Origin of the sequence: Aliivibrio sifiae (assembly GCF_002954715.1) — a bacterium.
GTDB classification, from domain to species: Bacteria; Pseudomonadota; Gammaproteobacteria; order Enterobacterales; family Vibrionaceae; genus Aliivibrio; species Aliivibrio sifiae.
Genome location: NZ_MSCP01000001.1, coordinates 449,588 through 471,411, shown reverse-complemented (window position 1 = coordinate 471,411; position 21,824 = coordinate 449,588). Strand labels below are relative to the sequence as shown.

Here is a 21,824-nt window from a genome sequence, read left to right as displayed (position 1 = left end):
ATCACCCAATAGATATTATCACAAGCCATTAACCTATTCTTAAACCTTGTTCATACTCTTTGATCACAGGTGATAACTATTTTTATCAAATAAAAACTATTTTCAGGGAATTGATTCTGTATCACCCCATTTATGTGGTATAAAACAGGCGCTTCTTTTCTGATGTTTTAACTCTTTCCTAAAGGTTCCCGTTATTATGAAAAGCGATATTGAAATCTGCCAAACTGCGACACTTACAAGAATGAAAACGATTGCGTCAAACTTAGGGCTGCATGATAATGACATTACCCCACAAGGTCGTTATAAGGCAAAGGTCAATATCGATGCTTTAAAACACCTTGAAAACAAACCAAATGGTAAATTAATCCTTGTTAGTGCGATTACCCCAACTCCTCTTGGTGAAGGAAAAACAGTCACAACTATTGGTTTAGCACAAGGTCTTGCTAAGTTAGGAGAATCAGTCAGTGCATGCATTCGTCAACCGTCAATGGGACCTGTTTTTGGGGTAAAAGGCGGGGCAGCTGGTGGTGGTTACAGTCAAGTAGCACCAATGGAAGAATTAAACCTTCACTTAACTGGCGACATTCACGCGATTACTGCTGCACACAACCTAGCCTCTGCTGCTATTGATGCTCGTATCTATCACGAACAACGCTTAGGTTATGAAGAATTCGCTCAAAAGAATGATTTACCCGCTTTACGAATTAACCCATCTCAAGTGGTCTGGAAACGAGTAATGGATCATAACGATCGTGCACTGCGTATGGTCACCATTGGTAAAAATGAAGAAGGCAAAACAATCAACGGCTATCAACGTGAAGATGGTTTCGATATTACTGCCGCTTCTGAACTAATGGCAATCCTAGCCTTAGCGACCGATCTTCAAGATTTACGCCAACGTATTGGCCGTATTGTTGTGGCTTATAATCTTGATGGTGAACCCGTAACAACTGAAGACCTCCAAGTTGCTGGTGCAATGACGGTCACAATGAAATTTGCAATTAATCCGACTCTGATGCAGACGTTGGAAGGCGTACCTACCTTTGTTCACTCAGGCCCTTTTGCTAACATCGCTCACGGTAACTCGTCGATTATTGCCGATAACATCGCATTGAAATTAACAGATTATACAGTGACTGAAGGTGGTTTTGGCTCAGATATGGGCTTAGAGAAAGCCTGTAATATTAAAGCACCTTTATCAGGAAAAGCGCCTGATTGTGCCGTACTTGTTGCAACGTTACGCGGTATTAAAGCAAATTCTGGTTTATTCCCACTATCTCCAGGACAAGCTTTACCAAAGGCTCTATTCATACCAAACCAAGACGCATTAAATGCTGGATTAACTAACTTACAATGGCACATTGCTAATTGTGCTAAATACGGTTTACCGGTTGTTGTTGCTATTAATCGATTCCCAGAAGACACCCAAGAAGAATTAAATTTCTTAAAAGATTGGGTTTCAACATTATCAAACCATATGAATGTTGATGTTGCGATCAGTGAAGCCTTTGTTAAAGGTGGTGAGGGTGCACTAGATTTAGCTAAAAAAGTCGTCTTAGCTTGTGAAAAGAACACAACATTTACCCCTTTATATACGCCAGAAATGAGTTTATTTGATAAATTAACCGCGGTTGCCATTCAAGGTTATGGTGCAGAACGCATTGAATTATCTGAAAAGGCACAACAACAATTGGAGCAGTTTGAAAAACTAGGCTACCAATCATTGTCTGTCTGTATGGCAAAAACGCCAGCCTCAATTTCTACTGATGGGAATATCAAAGGCGCACCAAGCGATTTTATTGTACCTATTCGAGAATTAAAATTATGTGCAGGTGCAGGCTTTATTTATGCACTATGTGGTAACGTAATGACCATGCCCGGCTTACCAGAGAAGCCTGCATTTATGAATTTAGATATTGATGCAAATGGAAACATCACAGGACTGAGCTAAGATCACATAACTTAATATAGATCATATTCTATGTGCTACATTTACTGTTAATCTAGCTTCAACTTTTTATACAAATTTACTTATAATTTTTGAGGTTATCCTGATGGATATGACTAATGCTCAACGCTTGATTCTTTCAAATCAGTACTACTTAATGTCACAAATGGATCCTGCAAATGCAGAAAAGTATAAACGCCAACAACTGATTGTTGAACGTGGTTATGAACTGCAAATTCGTGAATTAGATAAAGACTTTGGTTGTATAACAGAAACAGAATGCCGTGAAATCATCGACTTCATGGAGATGTACCACGCAATGCAAGAGTCTTACAATATGCTAGTGCCTGAATGCCAAGCAAAAGTTGATGCGCGTCGTCTTCAGTTCTTAGGCTTTGATATTGCAACAGAAGCACAGCAAGTGAATTATGTTCGCTTCTTAACAAATTCTGAAGGTTTGTACCCTCAATTTGATAAAGCAGATCACCACTTCAACAGTCAAATGCCAATGATAGACAAATACCGTCGCATGCTAACAACATGGCGCAATTGCCCGCGTCAATACCACCTATGCTCAACTGAAATGGCGCAAATCTTCAACGCTTAATTTCTATATAAATAAGAGCAATCATAAATAATCTATTTAAAATCCTCGCACTCGCGGGGATTTTTTATACCTACAATTTAATGCTTGTTCATTATTATTATTAAATAGAAAAAATCCTCACTGACGGATCAGTGAGGATTTTGGTTTTCTAACCTGATTGATAGTTAACTAAGAATCCACCCTTATAGATTAACAGTAATATCAACATTATTGGTCAGATTAGAATTCATAACGAAGACCTAAGTGGTAGTAATCTTCTTCTGCGTTATTCCAAGTCATAACTGCAGGTGCTCCCATTCCTGTTCCATTTTCACCATTACGCATTACGTAACTTGTGTAGATAGAAGAGCGAGCCGTTAAGTGGTATTGAACCTCTAATGTTGTATCTTTATATTCAGTTTCATCACCACCGGTATTTTCTAATGCGCGGTAACCAGCACGAGCAGTCCAATCATCATTAATGTTATATACAGCAGTTAATTCATAGCTCTTATCTTTAGAAGTACCAGAAATGCCTTGTCCTTCAATTTCATCTTGGTTATACATAGCACCAAGCGTTAATTCATTTAACTTATATTGAAGACCTGCACCCCAGAAAGTGTAATCACGGTTTGCATTAGCACCTGTATCACCCGTACTGTTTGCTTGATAAGCAACAACAGGAGCTAGTGTACCTGCATCACCTAAATCAAACGTATAACGACCTACAGCGTTGTAAGAACCATCTTGATTTGACTCAGAGTTACCTAAGATATACGCAACCGACATATCAAACGCACCAAGACTGTTTTGATATTGGATAGTGCCATCTTGACGGAAAGTTTGAGCTGCAGAATTATCAACGAGCTCTAACTGACGACCTAAAATTACGTCAGATGCTGCGAATACATCGCCCAAATCAGAAAGCATAATAATGCCTGAAGCAACACGACCAAAGGTCACCTTACCGTATTCAGAGCCATCAATACCTGCCCATACGTAACGTGGTGTAAAGCTGTTATCTGTACCACGTTGCTCTGCAGCACCAACAGAATACTCAGCCCAACCAATAACAGAAACTTTATCATTAACAACTTGAGAGCCACCAAGACCAATACGTGCATCAAAGTTGCCTACTGCGTCGCCATCTTCACCCATACCAGCTCGGTCTGTAATGTTAAAACCTAAACGGCTATACACATCAATTGTCGAACCATCTTCAGCGGTATGTACCGTTGCTGCTGATGCTGAACCCGCCATTAAAAGTGCTGGTACTGCTAGTGCTAAAAGTGTCTTTTTCATGTTATACGTCCTATATTTTTGAACTTATTTTGGTTTAGCTGTTCTACTGTTTAGACGCCAAACTCAAGAATACTTGTAATCCATACATGTTTATCTGAATCCGTTGAGACAAATCATGCCCTATTAATTCGCTCTAAAAAATAAAGCTCATTCATAGTTTGACCAAGTTCAAAAACAGCCTTTATAAAAAAGTATAAATATTTAAAAATCAAAAATTTAAACCAACCCCATCAAATTTTAAATTTATATTTTCACATATAGAAATACTTCAGATCACATTTTTCGAGTCTATAATTAACAATTCAAGTGATATTGATCACTACAAATTGATAACAAAAAAGATCTTGTTAGCTTCTATTAGGGTTCGTATTTGAAGTGGGTCACATTATTAATTTTGAGAAGAAAAATAAATAGACGAGTAGATTTTTTATTGATGGGTCTTTTTATTCTAGAAATGAAGAAGTACACTGCTGCCCTAATCTAATTTCAGGTCTGGTTATGTCTTATCAATGCCCTTTATGCCAATGCGAGTTGCACCTTATTAGCAACCAATATCGTTGTGAAAACAACCATCAGTTTGATAATGCGAAAGAAGGTTATGTAAACCTGATGCCTGCTCATCATAAACGTTCTAAAAATCCAGGTGATAATAAAGAAATGATGCAAGCAAGACGTGCATTTCTTGAGGCGGGACATTACCAACCAATGCAACAACAAGTTGCAGACCTATGTCAGCATTACGTAACCGATAGCTCTGCAAATCTATTAGATATTGGTTGTGGCGAAGGTTATTACACCTCAAAAATTGCCGAACAATTAAGTGGTAAAAGCGCAACCGTCTTTGGGCTTGATATCTCAAAGGTTGCCATTAAATATGCAGCGAAACGCTATCTTAATTGCCAATTTAGCGTCGCTTCTAGCCATCGTTTACCATTTTCAGATCAAAGCTTAGATGGCATTGTTCGAATCTATGCACCATGTAAAGCAGAAGAGCTCCACCGCACAATTAAAGGATGTGGATACTTATTTACAGTAACACCGGCAAGCCATCATTTATACGAATTACGTGAAGGTGTGTATGGTGATGTTCGCTTACATGATGAGACAGCAGAAGAACTCATTGGTTTTGAACTTATTGAAGAAAAGAAATTAACTTACGATATGCATTTAAATGGTCAAGAAGCACTCCATTTATTAGACATGACACCTTTTGCATGGAAAGCAACTACAGAGTTCAAAGCTGAACTTAAAAATAGAGCCTCTTTTAACTGCAAAGCAGACTTTATGATTAGGGTTTACAAAAAGTAAATAACAATTCTCAAAAATAAGATACCAGATAACTATTTAATTAATAATAAGTTATTTGGTATTTTTGTAAATAAACCCTCACCACCTTCCATCTCGCTCTCATTTTTCATCGATTCCTGCCTACAATATAAAAACGCAGCGTAAAACTTGATGTAGATCACAATACACCGATAAAGCACTATTTTATCAAACTCCGAGAGAACAACGAGGAGAGGTATTGTCTGGTCTGATACTTACATATTAATCAATATGGATGAATCTTATGAAGTGTTTACTTATTTGTACGTTGCTCCTTATTTCTAGTCATAGTTTCGCTAAACTAGATAATATTTACCTGTCATCTGGATTAGAAAAATCATCATTAACATTAAATGGGGCTGAAATTGATTTAGACGATGGCGTATTTGTAAAGATCGGTTATCCATTTGTATTAGCACCAAATTACAATCTTGTTATTGAGTTAGAGTATAGTCAGATAGGAAGTTATGAACATCATTTAACCGATGGTATTGGTTATGATAATGTAGAAATAGATGCTAGCTCTGTAGGTATGAACCTAAAATATCAGTCTTATCTTTTTGACTCTGATTTCTATTTGGCAAGTATTCTTGGGGTTCATCAATATTCTTTAGATTTAATGGTTGATAGTTTATCGCAAACAAGTGTAAACGGAACAACCTTACAAACAACTATTTCTGGTGAAAAATCAATAAAAGAAGTTGGTCTATCTTATGGAGTGGAAATTGGATACTCACTGCCATATTCATTAAATATAGCAGCAAGTTATACTATAGGGAGAGTGATTTCAGATGGTATAGCTATCGATCTTTTATCAAGTCAATTAATCTTAAGCTATATCTTTTAAAGGAGGTTGGTGGTCAGCCCTCAACTCTTTGTCTTTGAGTAAAGATTGCTTTAATAATGCAGAATATAGAGGTTGCCCACCTAATGCCTGAGCAATAAAAGTTGCTCCTAATGTTGTCACAAGTAAAGGCAATATTAACTGATAATTATTGGTCATCTCTACAACCAGAATTACTCCCGTCACAGGTGCTCGTACTGTCGCAGCAAATAATGCTCCCATGCCTGCAATTGCATAGACCCCAGGATTTGATATCCAGCCAGGAAACCACGTTGCCATTACCACACCATAAGACAAACCAAGTAAGGTACCTAATGCCAGCATTGGGGCAAAAATCCCCCCCGGCGCACCCGATGAGAAACAAGCAACCGTCACGATAACTCGCAAAACAAAGAAACCAACCATAAGCATCCAAGCCATTGGGCTATAAAACATCTCAGTGATGATTTCCATACCGCTGCCAGATAATTCTGGAATAACTAAATGCAACAAAGCAAACGTGCCACCAAACGCTGCCCCCATTAATACAATACGAGACAATTTATTCTGATGAAATTTCTTTACTTTACTTGTGCCTTTTAGTATCCATTTATTAAAATTAACACCAATAATGCCAAATATAATACCTAAAATGGCAAATAGAATCAGGGAACGCAATGGAGGGACATCAAAGCTTGGTATAGTTAAAAAGGCTTCTTGTCCATGTAAAGAGCGCATAACAATGGTTGCGACCGCAGTAGCTAATGTCACACATTTAATCGACGTAATATTATATCGAAATTGAGGACGCATCTCTTCAACAACAAACAAAATCCCCGCTAAGGGTGCATTGAATGCGGCAGCTAAACCTGCTGCTGCGCCTGCTGCTGTTAAAATATGGGAAGAATGGCTAAACCGCTTTCCTTTGCTTGCAATCATTCGTCCAACAGCACCACCAATTTGAATAGATGGACCTTCACGACCAAGTACCATTCCCGAACCAATAGTCAATGTACCTGCAATAAATTTAACGGGTAGTACTCTCGCCCAACGAATTTCCTGAGTTCCATCTAATGCACCTTCAATATGAGGGATGCCACTGCCTGCCGTTTCTGGAGCAAATCGGAAGGTAAGCCAAAAACCTAAAGCAGCCATTGCAGCACCCGCAAGTACTGCGGCAACAGGAGCTAAATATTCAGAATAAGGGAAGTTATGAATGAAATGTAAGCGTTGTTCGGAAATCAAACGAATTGAAGCTTCAAATAAAGCCACAACAGAGCCTGCAATACCACCAACTAACGCCGATAGAAAAAGCAGTGCATAGTAATCAGTTTGTGTTGTTAAAAACTTAGGAGTAGTACGATGCTTTAACATCCCACCTTGAAAGAAGCGAAAATTTGGTGATTTTGGCATTTATCAAATCAACTTAGCACTAAAGAGCATTATCAGCATTAACGGAATGGAGTTCAGAAATAATTATACGCTCTGTAATTGAATAGACCCTAACCATTTGTAAAAACTTAGATTGATTAAATGACCAAGATCGACCTTTGATATAAATCAAAGAAATAAATAGCAACAAAAAAAGCCCACTTAATTTATTCAATTAAATGGGCTTAAGAAAACTAAAATACTTTTCTAGTAAAGACGGCTACCATCAGGACGAGAACGCAATAAATTGAGTACCCACATATATTGCTCTGGGCGCTCTGTTACTAGCTGCTCAATCGCAATATTCATAGCTCTCGCATCAGTTTCTTCATCGCCAGATGGAAAATCAGCAATGGCAGGCAAGGTTATAATTTCAAATTGCCCAGTCTCTGCATTATATGATGGCAACATTGGAACTACTTTTGCTTTAGATAAACGAGCAAGCTTACCAAAGCCTTTTAAGGTTGCTTTCTGCGTAGCAAAAAATGGCACAAAAACACTATTTTGTGGACCATGATCTTCATCTGGCAAATAGTAAGCTAAATACCCTTCTTTGATCGCTTTAATTAACGGTTTAATACCTGCACTACGCGCGTAAATTTTACCGCCATACTGCATACGCTGAACATGCATTAGCCAATCTGTAATTGGGTTCTTTTGTGGTTTCATCATCGTTGTTACATGATAACCACGTGATGCTAATAAAATAGCAGGAAAATCAATTGCCCACGCATGAGGCGCTAAAATAATAATATTCTCTTTTTGCTCTAACAATGGGAATAAATTTTCAGCTCCAACAAAAATACCTCGATTTTCATTATGCTTACGACTACGAACTAATAATTCTGAGAAGCCAAGCATGACTTGAGCCCCCGTAATATAAGTATCTTCTAATAATTTTAGTTGTTCTTGTTCTGATTTCTCAGGGAAACACGTGGCGATATTTAACTTAGCGCGTTTAATGCCTCCACTTGGTTTTTTTAATACTAATTTTACGATCTTTGCCGCTAATTTATCGCGCAATCGAAATGGAATAAAAGCCAAAATAATAGCAAAACCAATTCCTAACCACGTAGGCCAAAATCTAGGATGCAGAAACGCCCATTGAAAAGTTGGGTTATAAACGTTTTTATCGACTTTTTCACTCATGAATAGATTCACTTATTCTTCATTATCAGCTGATTATGATATAACAAAGCATTGCTGATAGAAACCAAGGAAATACGAATGGCTTTTCAATTACACCCTCGTTTACAACAAGACTGCATCATTTTAGGTAACCTTCCTCTATGCAAAGTGTTAATGATTAAGGAAGACATTGGGCCTTGGTTGATTTTAGTACCAAGAATTACTGATTTGAAAGAAATCCACCATATGACAGAAGCACAACAGATCCAGTTTATTCAGGAATCAAGCGCGGTAGCTCAACTACTAGAAGATAACTTTACACCAGATAAAATTAACATTGGTGCATTAGGAAACCTAGTTCCTCAGTTACACATTCACCACATAGCTCGCTTTACAACTGATTGTGCTTGGCCTGGGCCAGTCTGGGGAAACACCAATGGCGTGATCAGAGAGCAATCTGCTCAAACCTCACTAGTATATTTGCTGCGTGATAAACTAGATGCGATATCAGGCTTTAAGCGCTAATTAACACCAAATTAAAAAATTACGATATAAAAAAGGCAGGACTCAATAGACCTGCCTTTTTTCATTTCATTTAATCTTTATGATTTTAAGCGTTTTGCAACTCATCCCATAGATCAGCGACAATAATGCGGTCCGCAGGAGATAATTCCGATTTAGCTTCTTCAAGACTCTCATTAATACGAGCTTTCAACACTTCAACATCACCAATGCTTTGCTCTTCGCATTTCGCAACAGATAACGAAATGTGGCCTCTTAAGTAGCCACCAGCAAATAACTCATCATCCGATGCTGTTTCAATACGAGCATCAATCAGTTCAAGCATTTTTTCTTCAAATTCAATGATCATCTTTTTCCTATTGGACAATAAACTGTTCTTTAGTTAGAGGGGCTATTTGATAAAACTCACGCAGTGCATTTGACAGCATTTCTACACGAGGAGGTAATCCATTATCTAAAATACCCATCACTTCATTATTTACTTTAGCCATGAATGCTAAACGATCTGGCTCAAAATCACCATTTAAGTTATCACAACTGACATTAAATTTTAGGCCAGCACTTAATGATAGGATCCACTCATACGCTTGAGGACGGATCTCTACTTTCTCAAATTCAGATTGAACTTGCTCTGTTCGACCATCTGGCTCATACCAATAACCAAAATCTTCTAATAATCTACGTTCAGGACCTGCAACACACCAATGTGCTATTTCATGCATACCTGACTGATAAAAACCGCGAGCAAAAATAATACGATGATAATCAAATTCACTATCTGCCGGTAAGTAAATAGGTTCATCGCCACCTAATACGAGTTTCGTATTAAAAGACTCTAAAAAAGTAGTATTAAAAATAGAAATTAAATCTTGGTATTGATGAGACATACGAAAAGCTTAGCTATAATAAAGAGGGCAACATTCTACCTTAAGCACAGACAAAGACCTATCTAGATAAATAATTTTTATCCTCTGTTTCAAAATTATTCATTATCTGTAAAAAGTGTGTACTGATACTCTCAATAATTATCTCTTTCCTTCTACTGGAGCTTCACCACCCGTGAACGACATCACTTTGCAACTTGCTCAATTACTTGATTTAGGCCCTTTTTCTTGGACTGCTATTTCAGCTTGTGCTTTTAACGGTTTATTAATTGGTATTGAAAGACAAACCAGAGGGAAACCAGTAGGAATAAGAACCTCTATTTTAATTATTTCAGGTACTTATTTCTTTTTAGCGATGGCCATGTCTTTATCTGTGAATTCCCTTGACCATGCACGAGTTCTTGGACAAATCATTACTGGTATTGGTTTTCTTGGCGCTGGTGTAATGATGACCCTTGATGGAAAAATTCATGGTGTCACCTCTGCAGCTATTATTTGGGTTCTTGCTGCATTAGGTATGATGATAGCCTTAGGCTACATTCAACAATCAATCATCATTACCCTACTCGCTTTATTTGTTTTATTAGGTATTGATAAGCTTGAGAATACGTTTAAAAGTCTTCGTCGAGGCGTACATCAAAAATTCCTTAATATAAGAACCCACAAACCAAGATCTCAAAACCTCGACAAGAGGCATAAATAAAACTAATCCGAAAAGAATCAGAATAGTTTTTTTCATTCGTCATTATTGATTTAATCTCATAAAATCCCTGCCTTATTATTTCACCAACACGACACGGTATGGTATTAGAAAATGTTATTAACAATTCTTTATATTATTGGGATTACAGCTGAAGCAATGACAGGTGCATTAGCCGCTGGTAAGAAAAAAATGGATTGGTTTGGTGTTATGCTGGTGGCCAGTGCAACAGCAATTGGTGGCGGTACTGTGCGTGACATCTTGCTGGGTCACTATCCAGTTGGTTGGGTGAAGAATCCACATTTTCTTGTTATCACTTGCATAGCAGGCGTATTAACCACATGGATTGGCCCATGGGTAGCAAAAAACCATCGTTTCTTTGTATTATTAGATGCAATTGGTCTTATTGTTTTTAGTATTATCGGCTCTCAAGTCGCATTAGATATGGGGTTACATCCATTAATTTGTGTGGTTGCCGCTATCGTCACTGGTGTGTTTGGTGGTTTATTACGTGATTTATTCTGTCGCCAAATGCCAATGGTATTGCACAAAGAACTGTATGCGTCTATATCACTATTATCCTCTGTTCTATACATCGGATTATTACACTTTAATGTCAGCGAATTGATCGCAACTATCGCTACTATTATTATCGGTTTCTCTGCTCGTATGGCAGCAGTAAAATTTGGTTGGTGCTTACCTGTATTTCATTTGGATATTGCAGAAGAGCAACCAGAGACGATTGAAAAAAGATAAATTGCAAAGAGATTAGATTTTAGGGACGAGTACGATCAGAAAGAGCCAGATTGAATATAACATCAATCTGGCTCTTTTTATTTGTGTCTATTAATAGTAAAAGACTATTCTTCCGCTTTAACTCGCTCTTACTCGTCTCTAAAAACTAGTCCCGAAATCACCTAAATCTTCGGTGTCTCAGTCTGTACGCCAAAGTTTTGTCCACGATGACGAACTAAATGATCCATCACGACAATCGCTAGCATCGCTTCTGCAATAGGCACAGCACGAATACCAACACAAGGATCATGACGACCTTTCGTAATTAGCTCTGTTTTTTCACCACTGCGAGTAATTGTTTCACCCGGAACCGTAATACTAGACGTCGGTTTTAGTGCAATATGAGCCACAATGTCTTGGCCAGATGAAATACCGCCCAAAATACCACCAGCGTGGTTTGAGCTAAATCCTTCAGGAGTTAATGGATCACGATGTTCCGAACCACGCTGTTGCACTACTTCAAAACCATCGCCAATTTCAACACCTTTAACGGCATTAATTCCCATCAGAGCATGAGCAACATCTGCGTCTAAACGATCAAATACAGGTTCACCTAAACCAACCGGAACACCTTGTGCTACGACGGTAATTTTAGCACCAATAGAATCCCCCTCTTTCTTTAGCTTACGAATAAGCTCATCAAAAGCTTCAACTTTGCTCGCATCTGGGCAGAAAAAGGCATTATTTTCGATTTCATTCCAATCAACAGAATCAATGGCAACATCCCCCATCTGTGATAGATAAGCTCGGATCTCGATACCAAACTCTTGTTTCAGATATTTCTTTGCGACAGCACCAGCTGCAACACGCATCGCCGTTTCACGAGCAGATGAACGACCACCACCACGATAATCGCGTTGTCCATATTTCTGATGGTAAGTGTAATCAGCATGTCCCGGGCGGAACTTATCTTTAATTTCAGAATAATCTTTAGAGCGTTGATCTGTGTTTTCAATTAACAGGCCAATTGATGTACCTGTCGTTTTACCTTCAAATACACCCGATAAGATTTTAACTTCATCCGCTTCTCGGCGCTGTGTCGTATATTTTGATGTGCCTGGTTTACGGCGATCTAAATCGATTTGTAGATCTGCCTCTGTTAAGTCTAACCCTGGCGGGCAGCCATCAACAATGCAACCTAATGCTAATCCATGGCTTTCACCAAACGTTGTTACTCGAAAATGTTGTCCAATAGAGTTTCCAGCCATTACTTCCTCTGTAAATGTTGTTGATTAGTCATACACAACCAGACTAATGATCAATTCTTAATAAATCCATATTGTCTTGAATCGCTTTAAGAGTAAACCCCTAGCCTGCGTTTATCTTTACTCTTTCTCTTATTAGAACTTACCCATTTTTCATCTAGCCAATAAAAAATAGATATATAAGAGCTTACTCTCAAATACGATTCAAAGGATCACAATACAATCTAATTCATTCAATAATAAAGTCGATTTAACCCATTGATTAAGTAAATTATCAATAACTAAATTAAGGTATTCATTTGAACTGTCGATAAATATATCAATAAACAAAATATCAGAGCCAAGATTGGCACTAATCCTGCTTTATTTATATCAAATGAAAAGAGGCGTCAATTTTATGAAATTACTTTATTTAGTAAGAAAAATATTTGGTAAAGACAATAGCGTGAAAAAACAGGCTCTGTTACGTGAAAGATTAGATTTTGCCATGTCACAAACAAAAGAGTATTAACATACAGACACAAAAAAGCCCGATATCACTATCAGGCCAATATTACTAGATAACGCTTAATCATTAATCTCGGTAAAGAGAAAACTCATCAGCACAATCTAAAAGCTGTTGCTTAGTTAACATGAATACACCATGTCCACCTTCTGCAAACTCAATCCAAGTAAATGGAATTTCTGGGTATTGTTCCATCATATGAACCATAGAATTACCTACTTCACAAATCAAGAAGCCTTCATCGGTTAGGTAATCAGGTGCATTCGCAAGAATACGACGAACTAATTTCAAACCATCAGATCCTGCAGCTAAACCTAACTCAGGTTCATGCTCAAATTCTTCAGGTAAGCTGTTCATGTCTTCTTCATCCACATACGGTGGATTAGAAACAATGAAGTTATACTGATCTTTAGGGATATCACGCAGAAGATCTGAACGCATAGGGAACACTTGTTGCTCCATGCCATGATCTTGCACGTTCTGCTCTGCAACCATTAACGCATCTGTTGAAATATCAATTGCATCAACTTCTGCATTTGGGAACGCATGGGCACAAGCAATCGCAATACAACCACTGCCAGTACAAAGATCCATAATTCGAGTTGGTTCTTCTTTTAACCAAGGTTCAAATTGCGTTTCAATTAACTCAGCAATTGGTGAACGAGGCACAAGAACACGCTCATCAACAAAGAATTCAAGGCCACAAAACCACGCTTTATTGGTTAAATAAGCCGTTGGAATGCGTTCATTAATACGACGAACGACACGCTCAACAATACGTAAACGTTCAGTTGACGTTAAACGAGATTCACGTACATGCGCAGGAACGTCAATAGGTAAATACAGTGTAGGAAGTACTAATTGAACAGCTTCATCCCATGCATTGTCTGTACCATGGCCATAAAAAAGACCTGCAGCGTTAAAGCGGCTTACTGTCCAACGCAACATATCTTGTAACGTATGAAGCTCAGAAACGGCCTCTTCTACAAAAATCTTATCCAAAATTGCCCCCAAAACAAGTTATAATACTGCTGTTAATTATTGGAATCTTAAAATGAGCAAAAACGACCACCTATCAGATGACGAACTTTCGCTGTTCCGTGAAGCAGTACAAGGCTCTAAAAAGTTGCAACAGGATACCATAATCCATCAACCGAGTAAGAACTTTAGCGAACAACAACAGCAAAGAAAATCATTAAAAGAAGGGAAAAATGAAGAGTTTTTCTTTTCTGACGAATTTGTACCACTTCTGAATACAGAAGGACCAGTTCGTTATGCCCGTGATGATGTATCAAAATACGAAGTGAAGCGTCTGCGTCGTGGTGTTTATGTTCCTGATGTCTTTTTAGATATGCATGGAATGAAACAAGATGAAGCAAAGCGTGAACTGGGTTCAATGATTGCCTATTGTTTAAAAGAGAACATTTCATGTGCCAGTGTTATGCACGGTATTGGAAAGCACATTCTTAAACAAAAAGTGCCTTTATGGCTAGCTCAACATCCAGATGTAATGGCATTTCACCAAGCACCGTTAGAGTTTGGAGGCGCTGGCGCTATTTTAGTGCTGCTTTCAATTCCCGATCGATAAAAATAAAAAAGATCCCAAAATAAGTGCACAAACACTTAGGGATCTTTTTTATTAATGACTGACACCTAAACTTTCATTTAGATAAAATTCAGAGTTATGGTTGTTGTAACCACAAAAATTCACTTTTACCTGTTGCATGAGAAAACTCAACACAAGAAATTGCAGAGGTAGGAAACATCGGAGGCATAATTCCAGGAACAAAATCCGCCGTTAAATACCCGACTAATGGTAGGTGAGACACAATTAAAATATTCTCAATCTCTTCAACACTGCCTAGTGCTTTTACATATTCCACCACGTCATCCGAATCACCATAAGGCGTTATCTCATCAGAGATTTCAACTTTCGCATCCGCAACATTTAGGATAGGTTTAATGGTATTCCACGTTTGTTGAGCACGGACATACGGACTCACTAAAACATAATCAAACGTAACGCCATGCGCAGCCATCAACCATTGGGCGATTTTTGCAGATTGACTCTCACCATGTGAGGTTAAATTTCGCTCTTCATCTGAAGGGGCGTAAGCCTCCGCTTCACCGTGACGCATTATGAATACTTTCATTTATTCATTCTCAAAATCATTACTAACCTCACAATAGTAGCAAGCAAAACCAAAAAGAGGAAAGAGAGAGTTTGCTACTCTGTGGTATCAGCGCCATAATTAAAAAAATAAATATAAAAATGAGGGCGTTAAACCGTCCACCTATGCCTTAAAACAGGAGCACCCTGTGCATATCAGCCCAAACGATAAAAAACACTATCGATTCATTGAACTCGATAACAAATTACCGGTATTACTGATCCAAGATGAAACAGCGCCTCGCTCTTCCGCTGCCCTTTCAGTAAATGTCGGCCATTTTGATGATCCTGAACATCGTCCAGGACTTGCCCACTTTTTAGAACATATGTTATTCCTTGGTACTGAAAAATACCCTAAAATCGGTGAGTTTCACTCTTTTATCAATCAACAAGGAGGGTCAAACAACGCATGGACAGGAACCGAAAATACCACCTTCTTTTTTGAAATATCACATAATGCTTTTGAAGAAGGCCTTGACCGTTTTGGTCAGTTTTTCTACGCCTCTTTATTTAACGAAGAAGCCGTTGATAAAGAAAGAAAAGCCGTTGATTCAGAATATAAATTAAAACTGAAAGACGACGTTCGCCGGATCTACCAAGTACATAAAGAAACCGTTAATCAAGCGCACCCTTTTTCCAAATTTTCAGTCGGCAGTATTGATACCTTGGCAGATGCCGAAGGTTCTTCAATTCGAGATGAAATGCTGGCCTTTTACCAACAACATTATTCCGCTGATTTAATGACGGCTGTCGTTCTTGGAAACCGTCCTCTATGTGAATTAGAGCTACTTGCAACTCAATCTTTTGGTTCTATTCCAAATCAAAATCTTGGTCATAAAGTCGTTGATGTTCCTTATGTCACCGATAAAGAGCAAGGCTGCTGGATAAATATTGAGCCATTAAAAGAAGTTCGTAAATTAAGTTTAGCGTTTCATTTACCAAATCAAGATCGCTTCTACAAAACAAAACCATTAAATTATCTTGGCCACTTACTGGGTTATGAAGGTGATGGCAGCCTGATGATCCACCTAAAAAAATTAGGTTACATTAATTCACTCACCGCAGGTGGGGGGGTCAGTGGCAGTAATTTCAGAGAATTTACTCTGGCTTATAACCTAACAGAGAAAGGGCTTGATAAGACCGATGAGATTATCACTCTTACTTTCCAATATATTGAATTAATTAAGCAGCAAGGGCTTGATGAATGGCGCTACAATGAGAAAAAAGCCGTTCTAGAATCTGCATTTCAATTCCAAGAAAAAACAAAACCATTAGATTTAGTCAGTCATTTAGTGATGAATCTACAGCGCTATCAAGCAGAAGATGTAATATACGCTGACTATATGATGGAAGGCTACCATGAAAATCAAATCGTCGACCTGCTTAACTTATTAACGCCTGAACAAATGCGAGTCACCTTGGTCGCACAAGGGTTAGAGTATGATCATAAAGATAAATGGTACCACACACCTTATTCAGTTCGCCCTCTTAGCCAAGAGCAAATAACCACTTGGAATACCAAAGAGCTGCATCCGGATTTACTTTTACCAGAAAAAAACCCGTACATTTGTTACAACCTAGAACCTCAATCATTAAGCAAGGTCACAGAGTTCCCAACTTTGATTGAAGATTTACCCGGGTTCAGGTTATGGCATAAACAAGAAGACGAATTTCATGTACCTAAAGGTATGGTTTACATCGCGATTGATAGTCCTCATTCAATATCAGACCCTAGAAAAATAGTGAAGACTCGTTTGTGTGTTGAAATGCTTATGGATGCGCTAAGCGAAGAAACCTACCAAGCTGAAATAGCAGGCATGGGCTATAACCTTTATTGCCATCAGGGTGGTGTCACACTGACTTTATCCGGGTTCAGTCAAAAACAATCTTTATTATTAGATGTTATTTTAAAGCGTTTTACGACTCGAGAATTCAGTGCAGAGCGCTTTGAGTTTATCAAAACACAATTAATCCGTCATTGGAGTAATGCCTCCAAAGAGCGTCCTATTTCACAGCTTTTTAATGCATTATCGGGAATTTTACAACCAAACAACCCCCCTTACCCTGTATTACTTGAAGCGTTAGAAAGTATAGAATCGGATGATCTGCCTAACTTTGTTCAGGCTATGTTCTCTGAATTGCATGTCGAAATGTTTGTTTATGGTGATTGGTCAAAACAACAAGCGCTCGATTTGGGCGATTCTCTCAAAAATGCATTACGCATGCAGAATCAAACCTATGAAGAATCTTTCCGACCTCTAATCATGTTAGGTAACTCAGGGACTTTCCAGCGAGAATTATTCTGTGATCATTCTGATTCAGCCTTGTTGATTTATTATCAGTCTCCAAGTGAAGATCCTCGCAGTTTTGCGTTATATACCTTAGCAAACCATTTAATGTCGGCATCTTTTTTCCACGAGATACGAACAAAACAACAACTTGGTTATATGGTAGGAACAGGAAACTTACCGCTAAACAAACACCCAGGTTTGATCTTATACGTTCAATCGCCTATGGCACCACCCGCTATTTTATTAGATTCAATTGATGAATTTTTAAATGCATTTTATATGGTGTTACTAGAGTTAAATGAATCTCAATGGCAAAGCAGTAAACAAGGATTAATTGATCAAATATCTGATCCTGATACAAACCTGCGTGGACGAGCACAACGTTTTTGGGCTTGTATTGGTAATAAAGATCATAATTTCGACCATAAAGAACGAGTCACTGACGATCTAAAGAGCTTAACTCGTACTGAAATGCTGCGTTTTGTCGTAGGGATATTAAAACCACGCACAGCGAATCGATTGATTATGCACAGCCAAGGCACCGAGCATCAACAATATGATCGCTTAGATGTAGGCTTAGAGATTGATTCGATTGATGAATTTCAACTTAGATCTAAAGACGTGAACCTCGGATAATCTTTTCTTCCTTCGATAAAATAAAAAGAAGCCATCATAATCTGTTCATTATGATGGCTTTTATTTTCTCTTTAGATTGTAAAAAACGATGATTATACGAACAATGAAGTCTTCTATGATTGAGAGAATCGATCTCCGTATTTATCGGCATATTTCTTCATTAATACCGCTAACTTATCTTCCCCTAGTGCTGCCATATAACTAAATGGCCCACCTAAGAAAGGGGGGAAACCTATACCAAAGATAGCACCTATATCACCGTCTCTTTCTGAACGAATAATGCCTTCATCTAAACAACGTTTTGCTTCAGATAACATAGGAAGCACACAGCGCATTGCGATTTCATCTTTGGTTAACTGCGAATGCGGTTTAATGTTAAGTAAGGTATAAACGTCTTGATCGGGTTCTTTTTTCTTACCTTTATAAACATAAAAGCCGCGTTTGGTTTTCTTACCTAATCGCTTATCATCAATTAAAGTTTTAAACACATCAGGACTACGGAATCTATCGCCTAATTCAGCCTCCAATATCGGCATTATCTTAGCACCAATATCAACGCCAACCTCATCCAACAATGAAATTGGGCCAACGGGGAAACCAAAATCTAGCAGTGCCTCATCAATTACTTCGATTGGTTCACCAGCTAACAATAATCGAGCGGCTTCATTCATGTAAGGCGCTAAAATACGGTTTACATAAAATCCCGCGCAATCTTTCACGACAATTGGGGTTTTACCTTGCTGCTTAGCTAAAGAAACAGCCGTTGAAATCGCGCCATCACAAGTCGTCGCATGAGGAATAACCTCAACTAATGGCATTTTTTCTACAGGGCTAAAGTAATGCAAACCAACAATGTTCTCTGGTTTATCTGCACCTTCTGCTATTTGTCCGATTGGCAGTGAGGAAGTATTAGTCGCAAATATTACCCCCTCTTTACCTTGTTCTTGTACTGCTTTCACCATCTCTTGCTTAAGATTTAAATCTTCAAAGACAGCCTCAACAACAATATCTAATTTTTTAAAGCCATTGAAATCAGTCACACCAGTAAGTTGTAGCATCTGCTGCTGTAACGTCGCTTTAGTAATAATTCGGCGTTTTCTTAATTTTTCTAAGCGTTGATAGTGGTATTGGTAAGCATTTAATAGCCCATCATTACTAATGTCTTTAATAATGACGTTCTTCTTCGCTTTCGCGATGGAGACATGGGCAATCCCTCCCCCCATTAAACCACCACCTAGCACACCAACATGATTAATGACTTTTGGTTCAGCTTCGCTGCCTTTCTCTTTTTTCATTTCAGTCATAGCAAAGAATAAAGAGCGCAACGCGGCGGATTCAGGAGTCATGGCTAGCTTTCCAAATTGCTCAGCCTCTCGTTGTAGGCCTTTTTTAATGCCTTTGTCTAACCCAAATTCAATACTGTCTAAAATCGCGGCAATCGCAGGGTAGTTTCCTCTCGCTTTTTTCTGAGCTTGCTTTTCTGCTTGAGAAAAAATGACATTACGCCCAACAGGATTCCTCGACATCCCCCATTCTTTAGCACTCACTTTACGTTTAAATTTTTTCTTTAATGCAAATTCTGCCGCCGTTCGAGATAAAATAGACAGTGGTACTGACGCATTTACAACGCCCAGTTTCTCTGCTTTTTTAGGTCGTAATTGCTTACCTGTAAGGATGATATCTAAGCTTGGTACTAACCCGATTAAACGCGGCAATCGCTGCGTACCACCAGACCCTGGAAGTAAACCGAGTTGAACTTCAGGTAATCCCAACTTAGTTTTATTATCATCACTACAAATACGATAATCACATGCCAACGCTAATTCGAGTCCACCACCTAAGCATGGGCCGTGAATAGCCGCAACCGTTGCGAATGGAAGATCTTCAATACGTTGAAATAACTGTTGCCCCTTTTCAGCCAAAGCTTGAGCTTCAACTGAACTTTGACAACTTGCTATCATGCTAATATCTGCACCTGCAATAAAATTATCAGGCTTACCAGATTGAATAACTAAGCCTTTAATTTCTTTTTGCTGCGCTTCGATCTCATCTAATACTTGTGAAACTTGTTCTGCGAATTCAGCTTTTAAGGTATTCATTTTTTCATTAAGTACATCAATGGTCAGCCAAGCAATATTTTGCTCATCTTTATGCCACACAAATGCACTGGTATTTTCAACAAGTTCAATCGAGTTATTTTCTTTTGCTATTGTCATTATTCAACCTCCAATACCATTGCTGCACCTAAACCACCTGCGGCACAAGCGGTATTTAATCCAAAACCCCCACCGCGACGTTTTAATTCTCGTAAAGTTTGAATGATCATTCTTGCACCCGTTGCCGCAAATGGATGGCCATAGGCGATTGAACCACCAAGCACATTAAATTTATCCATATCAATCTCGCCGATGGCTTTATCACGACCTAAACATTCTTTAGCAAATTTATTAGACGCAAACATTTTTACGTTAGATAAGGTTTGTGCCGCAAACGCTTCATGCATATCAATCAAGGTTAAATCAGACAATGAAATACCCGCCTTATCGAGCGCCATTGGTGTTGCATAAGAAGGCCCCATCAACATATCGTGATGTACATCTATGGCACTAAAGGCAAAAGATCGAATATAACCAAGTGGTTCATAACCTAATTCTTTAGCTCGCTTTTCACTCATTAGTAACAATGCCGCTCCACCGTCAGTTAATGGCGTACTGTTCGCGGCAGTAACTGAACCGTATTTTCGATCAAAGGCAGGACGTAATTTGGCATAGCTAGCAAGATCAGAGTCATGACGAATATTATTGTCTTGATCTAACCATGTTTTATAAGGTTCTGGAAATGCAGTCATTACTTCGTCTTGAATCAATCCATCTTGCCATGCTTTGGCTGCCAAACTATGAGAGCGATGAGCTAATGCATCTTGCTCTTCACGCGTAATACCATGACTTTTTGCCATTTGCTCTGCGGTTTGTCCCATTGAAATACCCGTTGAGTATTCAGCTACAGCAGGAGGGACTGGCGCGATGTCTTTTAACGATAATGTACGAAGAAGGGATAATTTTTGGCTCATGGTTTTAGTTTTACTTAACGCAAGTAAAGTCGAGGCCATTTTCTTTGATACGCCAATAGGAAGAACGGAAGAAGAATCCGCACCGCCGGCAATTCCGATATCTATTGTGCCCGCCATAATGCTTTCAACTACATTAGCCGTTGTTTGAAAACTGGTTGCACAGGCTCTGGTCACACTGTAAGCATCTGTACCAATGTTCATTCCTATGCCTAATACGATTTCGCGTGCAATGTTTGGCGCTTCTGGCATTTGTACTACTTGTCCAAAGACAACTTGATCAATCAATTTAGGATCGATATCCGTTTTATCCATTAACGCTTTTACAGCAAGCTTACCTAAATCTACCGCAGGCGTAGAAATAAAAGCGGTCGATTGCTTAGCGAATGGGGTTCGAATGCCTGAAACAACCGCAATACGATCACCTTGTCGTGTTGTGAGTGGTTGATAGGTCTTTGATAGTTTGCCGTTTGACATCGCATCTCCTTGCGTAAACACTAAAAAC

19 protein-coding genes are annotated in these 21,824 nt (G+C 38.6%); 9 read left to right on the top strand and 10 right to left on the bottom strand.

Features of this window, described 5'->3' with window-relative positions; translation table 11 throughout:
• The first annotated feature begins 196 nt into the window (after positions 1-196).
• Entirely contained in the window at positions 197-1,951 is a 1,755-nt protein-coding gene (locus BTO23_RS02105; RefSeq protein WP_105062865.1) for a formate--tetrahydrofolate ligase, read from the top strand.
• Positions 1,952-2,054: 103 nt separating this feature from the next.
• Complete coding sequence (locus tag BTO23_RS02100; RefSeq protein ID WP_060991509.1) at positions 2,055-2,555, top strand: YfbU family protein; 501 nt, start codon at positions 2,055-2,057, stop codon at positions 2,553-2,555.
• Between the two features lie 219 nt (positions 2,556-2,774).
• Here BTO23_RS02100 and BTO23_RS02095 read toward each other — a convergent pair whose 3' ends face one another.
• On the bottom strand, positions 2,775-3,836 hold the full coding sequence (locus BTO23_RS02095; RefSeq protein WP_060991510.1) for a porin: 1,062 nt from the start codon (positions 3,834-3,836) through the stop codon (positions 2,775-2,777).
• 498 nt (positions 3,837-4,334) lie between these two features.
• Between BTO23_RS02095 and rlmA the strand changes: the two genes are divergently transcribed.
• Positions 4,335-5,144 (top strand): 23S rRNA (guanine(745)-N(1))-methyltransferase, encoded by an 810-nt coding sequence (gene rlmA / locus BTO23_RS02090; protein WP_060991511.1) that lies wholly within the window; start codon positions 4,335-4,337, stop codon positions 5,142-5,144.
• Between the two features lie 262 nt (positions 5,145-5,406).
• Positions 5,407-6,009, top strand: coding sequence for an outer membrane beta-barrel protein (locus BTO23_RS02085; protein WP_061030193.1), 603 nt, complete (start codon positions 5,407-5,409; stop codon positions 6,007-6,009).
• Here the strand turns inward: BTO23_RS02085 and clcA are convergent.
• Both clcA and lpxM read right to left on the bottom strand, forming a co-directional pair.
• The gene (gene clcA, locus BTO23_RS02080; RefSeq protein WP_060991513.1) at positions 5,992-7,398 is read right to left on the bottom strand and encodes a H(+)/Cl(-) exchange transporter ClcA; all 1,407 of its coding nucleotides are present in this window, start codon (positions 7,396-7,398) and stop codon (positions 5,992-5,994) included. The two genes, BTO23_RS02085 and clcA, sit on opposite strands and share 18 nt — an antisense overlap.
• Before the next feature lie 225 nt (positions 7,399-7,623).
• The gene (gene lpxM, locus BTO23_RS02075) at positions 7,624-8,565 is read right to left on the bottom strand and encodes a lauroyl-Kdo(2)-lipid IV(A) myristoyltransferase (protein WP_060991514.1); all 942 of its coding nucleotides are present in this window, start codon (positions 8,563-8,565) and stop codon (positions 7,624-7,626) included.
• A 78-nt stretch (positions 8,566-8,643) separates the two neighbouring features.
• On the opposite strand from lpxM, the gene BTO23_RS02070 reads away from it, so the two are divergent.
• Complete coding sequence (locus BTO23_RS02070; RefSeq protein ID WP_060991515.1) at positions 8,644-9,069, top strand: HIT domain-containing protein; 426 nt, start codon at positions 8,644-8,646, stop codon at positions 9,067-9,069.
• Positions 9,070-9,154: 85 nt separating this feature from the next.
• Here the strand turns inward: BTO23_RS02070 and BTO23_RS02065 are convergent, their stop codons facing one another.
• Together BTO23_RS02065 and BTO23_RS02060 are read right to left on the bottom strand one after the other, a co-directional pair.
• Entirely contained in the window at positions 9,155-9,415 is a 261-nt protein-coding gene (locus tag BTO23_RS02065; protein ID WP_060991516.1) for a YfcL family protein, read from the bottom strand.
• Between the two features lie 7 nt (positions 9,416-9,422).
• Complete coding sequence (locus BTO23_RS02060; protein ID WP_060991517.1) at positions 9,423-9,953, bottom strand: elongation factor P hydroxylase; 531 nt, start codon at positions 9,951-9,953, stop codon at positions 9,423-9,425.
• 172 nt (positions 9,954-10,125) lie between these two features.
• Between BTO23_RS02060 and BTO23_RS02055 the strand changes: the two genes are divergently transcribed.
• Both BTO23_RS02055 and BTO23_RS02050 read left to right on the top strand, forming a co-directional pair.
• Complete coding sequence (locus tag BTO23_RS02055) at positions 10,126-10,653, top strand: MgtC/SapB family protein (RefSeq protein WP_105062863.1); 528 nt, start codon at positions 10,126-10,128, stop codon at positions 10,651-10,653.
• 111 nt (positions 10,654-10,764) lie between these two features.
• Positions 10,765-11,406 (top strand): trimeric intracellular cation channel family protein, encoded by a 642-nt coding sequence (locus BTO23_RS02050; protein WP_060991519.1) that lies wholly within the window; start codon positions 10,765-10,767, stop codon positions 11,404-11,406.
• Between the two features lie 161 nt (positions 11,407-11,567).
• Here the strand turns inward: BTO23_RS02050 and aroC are convergent, their stop codons facing one another.
• Complete coding sequence (gene aroC, locus BTO23_RS02045; RefSeq protein ID WP_060991520.1) at positions 11,568-12,653, bottom strand: chorismate synthase; 1,086 nt, start codon at positions 12,651-12,653, stop codon at positions 11,568-11,570.
• Positions 12,654-13,224: 571 nt separating this feature from the next.
• A complete protein-coding gene (gene prmB, locus BTO23_RS02040) occupies positions 13,225-14,157 on the bottom strand; it encodes a 50S ribosomal protein L3 N(5)-glutamine methyltransferase (RefSeq protein WP_060991521.1) in 933 nt (310 codons plus the stop codon).
• Between the two features lie 52 nt (positions 14,158-14,209).
• Here prmB and smrB point away from each other — a divergent pair, with 52 nt between their 5' ends.
• A complete protein-coding gene (gene smrB / locus BTO23_RS02035) occupies positions 14,210-14,743 on the top strand; it encodes an endonuclease SmrB (protein ID WP_060991522.1) in 534 nt (177 codons plus the stop codon).
• Between the two features lie 94 nt (positions 14,744-14,837).
• Here the strand turns inward: smrB and sixA are convergent, their stop codons facing one another.
• Complete coding sequence (gene sixA, locus BTO23_RS02030; RefSeq protein ID WP_060991523.1) at positions 14,838-15,308, bottom strand: phosphohistidine phosphatase SixA; 471 nt, start codon at positions 15,306-15,308, stop codon at positions 14,838-14,840.
• Between the two features lie 166 nt (positions 15,309-15,474).
• Between sixA and BTO23_RS02025 the strand changes: the two genes are divergently transcribed.
• On the top strand, positions 15,475-18,252 hold the full coding sequence (locus BTO23_RS02025; protein ID WP_060991524.1) for an insulinase family protein: 2,778 nt from the start codon (positions 15,475-15,477) through the stop codon (positions 18,250-18,252).
• A 113-nt stretch (positions 18,253-18,365) separates the two neighbouring features.
• Here the strand turns inward: BTO23_RS02025 and fadJ are convergent, their stop codons facing one another.
• Together fadJ and fadI are read right to left on the bottom strand one after the other, a co-directional pair.
• Positions 18,366-20,468 (bottom strand): fatty acid oxidation complex subunit alpha FadJ, encoded by a 2,103-nt coding sequence (fadJ, locus tag BTO23_RS02020; RefSeq protein ID WP_060991525.1) that lies wholly within the window; start codon positions 20,466-20,468, stop codon positions 18,366-18,368.
• Complete coding sequence (gene fadI / locus BTO23_RS02015) at positions 20,468-21,796, bottom strand: acetyl-CoA C-acyltransferase FadI (protein WP_105062862.1); 1,329 nt, start codon at positions 21,794-21,796, stop codon at positions 20,468-20,470. The genes fadJ and fadI overlap by 1 nt, the downstream gene beginning before the upstream one ends.
• Between the last annotated feature and the right edge of the window lie 28 nt (positions 21,797-21,824).